The organism is Falsiroseomonas oryziterrae (genome assembly GCF_021864505.1).
Lineage (GTDB): Bacteria > Pseudomonadota > Alphaproteobacteria > Acetobacterales > Acetobacteraceae > Falsiroseomonas > Falsiroseomonas oryziterrae.
This window is the reverse complement of sequence record NZ_JAKJIB010000257.1, coordinates 1-6133: the sequence shown is the minus strand read 5'-3', so window position 1 is coordinate 6133 and position 6133 is coordinate 1. Positions and strand designations below refer to the sequence as shown.

The 6133-nt window shown below is 73.8% G+C and carries 5 protein-coding genes and 1 pseudogene; 5 read left to right on the top strand and 1 reads right to left on the bottom strand.

All coding sequences use genetic code 11. The features are described 5' to 3' along the window. Nucleotides 1-127 precede the first annotated feature (127 nt). A complete protein-coding gene (locus L2I40_RS17390) occupies nt 128-1207 on the top strand; it encodes a peptidoglycan-binding protein (protein ID WP_237216456.1) in 1080 nt (359 codons plus the stop codon). Nucleotides 1208-1356: 149 nt separating this feature from the next. On the opposite strand, the gene L2I40_RS17385 is transcribed toward L2I40_RS17390, so the two are convergent. After that, a complete protein-coding gene (locus L2I40_RS17385) occupies nt 1357-2394 on the bottom strand; it encodes an NAD(P)/FAD-dependent oxidoreductase (RefSeq protein ID WP_237216455.1) in 1038 nt (345 codons plus the stop codon). Between the two features lie 116 nt (nt 2395-2510). On the opposite strand from L2I40_RS17385, the gene tsaE reads away from it, so the two are divergent. The 4 genes and pseudogenes from tsaE to L2I40_RS17365 all read left to right on the top strand — a co-directional run. Further along, on the top strand, nt 2511-2963 hold the full coding sequence (gene tsaE, locus L2I40_RS17380; RefSeq protein ID WP_237216454.1) for a tRNA (adenosine(37)-N6)-threonylcarbamoyltransferase complex ATPase subunit type 1 TsaE: 453 nt from the start codon (nt 2511-2513) through the stop codon (nt 2961-2963). Further along, nucleotides 2960-3952 carry an aminoglycoside phosphotransferase family protein gene (locus tag L2I40_RS17375; protein WP_237216453.1) on the top strand — a complete coding sequence of 331 codons (993 nt, stop codon included), beginning with the start codon at nt 2960-2962 and terminating at the stop codon, nt 3950-3952. The genes tsaE and L2I40_RS17375 overlap by 4 nt, the downstream gene beginning before the upstream one ends. Next, entirely contained in the window at nt 3949-4677 is a 729-nt protein-coding gene (locus L2I40_RS17370; protein WP_237216452.1) for a nucleotidyltransferase family protein, read from the top strand. Before L2I40_RS17375 ends, L2I40_RS17370 begins: the two co-directional genes overlap by 4 nt. Continuing rightward, nucleotides 4677-6133, top strand: a pseudogene (locus L2I40_RS17365) (double-strand break repair protein AddB); the annotation flags it as partial. The gene L2I40_RS17370 and the pseudogene L2I40_RS17365, both read left to right, overlap by 1 nt.

Below are 6133 nucleotides of genomic sequence, written 5' to 3'. Positions count from 1 at the left end.
CGCCCGCAGCGACGCATTGCGCCGAGCTCGCCACCGCCCGCGGCCTGCTGCGCGACCCGCCGCCCGACGCCGCGGCGCAGTGGCAGTCGCTCGCCGCCGGGATCGAGGCCACGCAGAGGAGGCTCGCATGTCGGACGTCCTGACCGCGCCGGCCCGCGCCGCGACGCGTCCGCTCCCGCGCGTCATGCGCTACGCCCAGCCGATGCAGCGCGGCGAGGACATCCTGCTGCTCCAGCTCCTCCTGCTCCGCGCCGATCCATCCGGCGCCGGGCGCGAGTTGCGCGTGGTGGACGGCTTCTTCGGACCCGCGACCCGCCGCGCCGTCTTCGCCTTCCAGGAGAAGGCCGGGATGCTGGAGGTGGACGGCGTGGTCGGGCCGAAGACCTGGGCGGTGCTGCAGCTCTGGCGCGACGGCAGCGGGCCGAGCGCGGGCGCGGTCACGGATGTCATCGCGGAGAGCAGCCGGCGCAACGGCGCCGCCGCGATCCTCGACGATGCGATGGAGGCCCTGCAGCAGGAGCATGCGGTCTTCTCCGGCGGCGTGCGCTGGAAGCTGACGGCGGCGGGCCTCGTCGTCGGCGGCGCGACGCCCGGCGCCGGTGGAGAGATGCTCGCCGCGCGCCGCGCCTTCGACTGGTATGGCGATGCGCTGCGCCGCGCCGCGACCGAGACCGGCGTGCCGATCGAACTTCTCGTCGCCTGCGCCTGCACCGAGGTGCTGGGCGCGACGCGCCGCTACGCGACGGCCGAGGCCGCCGCCCGCGCGGCGCGCGAGGAACCGGGCTATGTCAGCGACGAGACGACGCCGCACCGCGTCTCGATCGGCGTGATGCAGACGCTGATCAGCACCGCGCGCCAGGTGATGCCGCTGCCGCCCGAGGATCCGGTGATGTGGCGCATCACGCGCGAGACGCTGGAGGACCCGGCCGCCTCCATCATGGCCGGCGCGAGCTACATCGCGAGCCAGGCGCCGCGCACGCGGCTCGACCCGCCGGTGGTGGCCTGCGCCTACAATGCCGGCTCGGTCTACGAGCAGCGCGGCCCGGCGAATCACTGGCGGATGCGGCAATATCCGATCGGCTTCCCCAACCACGCCGACCGCTTCGTGATCTTCTTCAACCACGCGCTGCGCCTGGTCGCCGCCGACCGGAAGCTGCTCGGCCGGAGCGAGGCGCCAAGCTTCTGGCGCCGCCTGAACCCAAGATGATGCACGTCTCCCTCCCCCGTTCACGGGGGGTCCGACGCCAAGGGCATCGGACGCCAGAGTAGCGGCGGCCTTCCGCCGCTTACGCCGGCTGGTCGGGGTAGGGGTTCGTGACTCGACGCCGCCTCAACCCGCGGCGCCACCCAGCGCTATCAACCCGCGCCGATCTGCGCAGCCCCCGCCGGCACACCCTTCGAGGTGCTGTACTCGAAGTGCAGCGCCTCGCCCGGGAAGACGCGCGGATGGATCGCATGCGCGGCCATCGCGGCCTCGCTGAACCCCTGCAGGATGAGCTTCAGCTTGCCGGGATAGGTCGCGATGTCGCCGATGGCGTGCACGCCCGCGATGTTCGTCTCGCAGGTCGCGGGTGCCACCTGGACGTGGCTGCGCTCCAGGCCCAGCCCCCATTCCGCGATCGGGCCGAGCTCCATCGACAGTCCGTAGAAGGGCAGCAGGAAGTCGGCCGCGATGGCCTTCACCTCGCCCTTGAGCGTCGCGACCTCCACCGCCTCCAGCTTGCCGCCCGCGCCGCGCAGGCCGTGCAGCTGGTAGGGGATCGCCATCTCGATCTCGCCGCGATCGGCGGCGGCCTTGAGCTGCGCGGCCGATTCCGGCGCGCAGCGGAACTTGTCGCGCCGGTGGACCACCGTGACCTTCGCCGCCACCTGCTTGAGGCTCAGTGCCCAGTCCACCGCCGAGTCACCACCGCCCGCGATCACCACGCGCTTGCCCCGAAAATCCTCGCGCCGCGTGACCATGTAGCGCACCGCGCCCGTCGCCTCGTAGGCGGGCAGGCCATCGAGCGGCGGGCGGTTCGGGCCGAAGGCGCCGGCGCCGGCGGCGATGATCACCGCCTTGCAGGCGATCGTGTCGCCCTCGCTCGTCGCCAGCTCGAAGCCGCCCGCGACCTGCGCCAGCTTCTCGACGCGCCGGCCGAGCAGCATCAGCGGCTTGAAGGGCGCCGCCTGCTTCTCCAGCGCGGCGATCAGGTCGGCGGCGGCGATCTCGGGATGCGCCGGGATGTCGAAGATCGGCTTCTCGGGATAGAGCGCGCTGCACTGCCCGCCGGCCGCGTCGAGCGCATCGATCACCACCGACTTCATGCGCAGCATGCCGCATTCGAACACCGCGAAGAGCCCCACGGGCCCCGCGCCGATGATCGCCACATCCGTCTCGACCTTCGCCGGCATCGCCTGCGTCATCCCCAGGAAAAGGCGGTCCCTCTAGCGGGTTCGCGGGCCGGGATCAAACCGCGAACCCGCGGCTTGTGCCGCGGGTCCCGCCGGGGGCAGATTGCGCTGCCCCGATGCCGCCCCTGACCGTGACGCTCCCCGATCCCGCCGCGACCGAGGCGTTGGCCGCCCGACTCGCCGCGCGTGCCCGGCGTGGCGATGCGATCCTGCTGGAAGGCCCGCTCGGCGCCGGCAAGAGCACGCTGGCCCGCGCCTTCCTGCGCGCCGCCAGCGGCGACCCCAGGCTCGAGGTGCCCTCGCCCACCTTCACGCTGGTGCAGGGCTACGACTTGCCGGCCGGCCCTGCCTTCCACTTCGATCTCTGGCGACTCGACGGACCCGCCGACCTGGCCGAGCTCGGCTGGGACGAGGCGCGGGAGGGCATCGTGCTGGTGGAATGGCCCGACCGCCTCGGCGCGCTGCGCCCGGCCGATGCGCTGACCATTTCGCTCGCACCCGGGAAGAGCGACGAGTCGCGCATCGCGACGCTGGCCGGCTGGCCAGGCCGGCTCGGGGACCTGCAATGAGGGAGGGCGCGGAGGCCTTCCTTGCCGCGCATGGCTATGGCGCGGCGGTGCGCGAGCCGTTGCCCTCCGACGCATCCTTCCGGCGATACGTGCGGCTGGTTGGCGGGCCGCGCCCCGCGCTGCTGATGGACGCGCCGCCGCCGCAGGAAGACGTGCGCCCCTTCCTGCATGTCGGCTCGCATCTGCTCCGGGCCGGCCTCGCCGCGCCCGAGGTGATCGCTGCCGATCCCGCGCAGGGCTTCCTGCTGCTCGAGGATCTCGGCGAGCAGACCATGGCGCATCGCCTCGACGCCGGCGCCGATCCCGCGCCGCTCTACGTCGCGGCGGCCGAGGCGCTTGCCGCGCTGCACGCCGCGCCGCCGCCCGAAGAGCTGCCGCGCTGGGACGCCGCACGCATGGGCGAGACCGCCGCCGCGACTTTTCTTCAGTGGTGGTGGCCCGAAGCCTTCGGCGCGCCACCCGGCGAGGATGTCGCGCAGCGCTTCCACGCTGCGTTGGCCGAGATGCTGGCACCCTTCGCCGCGCGCGGCTTCGTGCATCGCGACTACTTCCCGGCCAACCTGATGCCGCTGGACCGCCCCGCGCCGCGGCACATGGGCATCATCGACTTCCAGGATGCGGCCTTCGGCCATCCCGCCTACGACCTCGTCTCGCTGGTGGAAGACGCGCGGCGCGACGTGGCGGAGGATGTGCGGCGCGACGCGGTCGCCGCCTATCTCGCGCGGCGCGCGGATCTCGACGCGGAGGCCTTCCGCGCCGCGATGGCGGTGCATGCCGCGCAGCGGCACCTGCGCGTCGCGGCACTCTGGGTGCGGCTGGCGCGGCGCGACGGGAAGTGGCACTACCTCCGCCACGGCCCGCGCTGCTGGGCGCTGCTGGAGCGCGCCTTGCAGCACCCGGCGACCGCGCCGCTCGCGCGCTTCCTCGACACGCATGTGCCGCGGGACCTGCGTGCGAACCCCGCATCCCTCACGGAGCACGCGGCATGATCGCACCCACCCACGCCATGGTGCTCGCCGCCGGGCTCGGCACGCGGATGCGGCCGCTGACCGACGACCGGCCGAAGCCGCTGCTGCCGCTCGAGGGCCGCTCGCTGCTGCATCATGCGATGGACCGGCTGCGCGACTCCGGCATCCGGCACCTGGTGGTCAACGCGCATTGGTTCGCCGAGCAGGTGGCCGACGCCGTTGCCGGCTACGGCGCCGCGGATGCCGTGGTGCTGCGCGAGCCGGTGCTGCTCGAGACCGGTGGCGGCGTGAAGGCCGCGCTGCCGCATCTGGGCGATGCGCCCTTCGTCGTGGTGAACGGCGACGCCTTCTGGCTCGACGGGCCCAACGGCGCGCTGGCGCGCATGTCGGCCGCCTTCGATCCCGCCGAGATGGATGCGATGCTGCTGCTGGTGCGCACCGCGACGGTGGATGGCGATGCCGGCCGCGGCGACTTCCTGCTCGACCCGCTCGGCCGCGCGCGACGCCCGAAGGAACGCGAGATCGCGCCCTATCTCTTCGGCGGCGTGCAGATCCTGACGCCCGGCCTGTTCGAGGGCATGCCCGACGGCCCCTTCAGCCTCAACCGCGTCTATGACCGCGCGATCGAGAACGGCCGGCTCTACGGCCTGGTGCATGACGGCGCCTGGTTCCACCTCTCAACGCCGCGCGACCTGACCCGCGCCGAGACCATGCTGCGCGCCGGGATCCTGCCCGCCTTGTTCTGATGCAGCTCTTCGACATCCCGGCGCATCTCCCGTTCCTCGACTGTCTCGCGGCAGGCGTGCTGGAGCGGGTGCGCGGGGAGTCGCCGGAAGCCCTCGCGCACACCACCATCCTGCTGCCCACACGGCGCTCTGCCCGCGCGCTGCGCGACGCCTTCCTGCGTGCAGCGCGCGAGCAGGCGATGCTGCTGCCGCGCATGCGCGCACTCGCCGGTCTCTCGACCGAGGACGCGGACGAGCTCGCCCTGCCCGCCCTGCTCGACCTGCCGCCAGCTGTGCCGGCGCTGACGCGGCAAGCCGTACTGACCGGCTTCGTCATGCGCCTGCCCGCGCGCCATGGCGGCCCGCAGACGCCCGAGCAGGCCTGGCAGCTCGCCGGCGAGCTCGCACGCCTCTTCGACGAGGTCGCGCTGGAGGAGAAGGACCCCGCCCTCCTGCACGAGGCCGATCCGCTGCGTTTCGCGGAGGCCTGGCTCGCGCGGCTCGACGCGCTGGTGCCGCAGGAACAGGCGACGCATTGGCAGATCACCACCGCCTTCCTGCGCGGCGTCGCGCAGGCCTGGGCGGGATGGCTGAACGAGCAGGGGCTGCTCGACATCGGCCTGCGCCGCGCGCTGGCGCTGCGCGCGCAGACCGAGGCCTGGAGCCGCAAGCCGCCGAGGGATCACGTCATCGCCGCCGGCATCGGCGTCGGCGGCACCATCCCGGCCGCGGCGGAGCTTCTCCGGGTCGTCGCCACGCTGCCGCGCGGCGCGGTCGTGCTGCACGGGCTCGACCGCAAGGCGCTCGGTCGCATCTGGTCGGCAGTCGAGGGCGCGCCGACGCATCCCTTTTCCTCCCAGGCGCGGCTGCTGAAGGCGATGGCGGCCGACGACACCCGCATCGCGCGCTGGCCCGGCTGCGAGCACACCACCGAGCGCAAGGTGCCGGAGCAGCGCGGCCAGCTGATCGAGATGGCACTGCGACCGCCGGAAGGGCTGGAGGACTGGACGCGCCCCGAGCCCGCGCTGTGGCGCCCGGCGCTCGCGGGTCTCTCGCGCCTCGACGCGCCGGACGCGCAGACCGAGGCGCAGGCGATCGCTCTGACCCTGCGCGAGGCGCTCGAGACGCCCGGCGCGCGCGCCGCCCTCGTCACGCCGGACCGGGATCTCGCGCGCCGCGTCTCCGTCGAGCTCACGCGCTTCGGCATCGTCGCCGACGACAGCGCCGGCGAGCCGCTCGCCACCACGCCGGCGGGCGCCTTCCTGCGGCTGCTCGCGCGCATGGTCGCGGAGGAGTTCGCGCCGGTGCCGATGCTCAGCGCGCTCAAGCATCCGCTCTGCGCCGGCGGGATGGAGCGGATGGAGTGGCTCGCCGCGCTCCGCACCCTGGAACGGCGCGTGCTGCGCGGCCCGCGGCCGCAGGGCGGCCTCGCGGGGCTGCGCCGCGCCGTCAGCGCGGCGATGGGCGACAGCCCGGC

Excerpts from the sequence above, each read along its gene's own strand:
- L2I40_RS17390 (WP_237216456.1), top strand. The coding sequence starts at position 128 with ATGTCGGACGTCCTGACCGCGCCGGCCCGCGCCGCGACGCGTCCGCTC.
- L2I40_RS17385 (WP_237216455.1), bottom strand. The coding sequence starts at position 2,394 with ATGCCGGCGAAGGTCGAGACGGATGTGGCGATCATCGGCGCGGGGCCC.
- tsaE (WP_237216454.1), top strand. The coding sequence starts at position 2,511 with ATGCCGCCCCTGACCGTGACGCTCCCCGATCCCGCCGCGACCGAGGCG.
- L2I40_RS17375 (WP_237216453.1), top strand. The coding sequence starts at position 2,960 with ATGAGGGAGGGCGCGGAGGCCTTCCTTGCCGCGCATGGCTATGGCGCG.
- L2I40_RS17370 (WP_237216452.1), top strand. The coding sequence starts at position 3,949 with ATGATCGCACCCACCCACGCCATGGTGCTCGCCGCCGGGCTCGGCACG.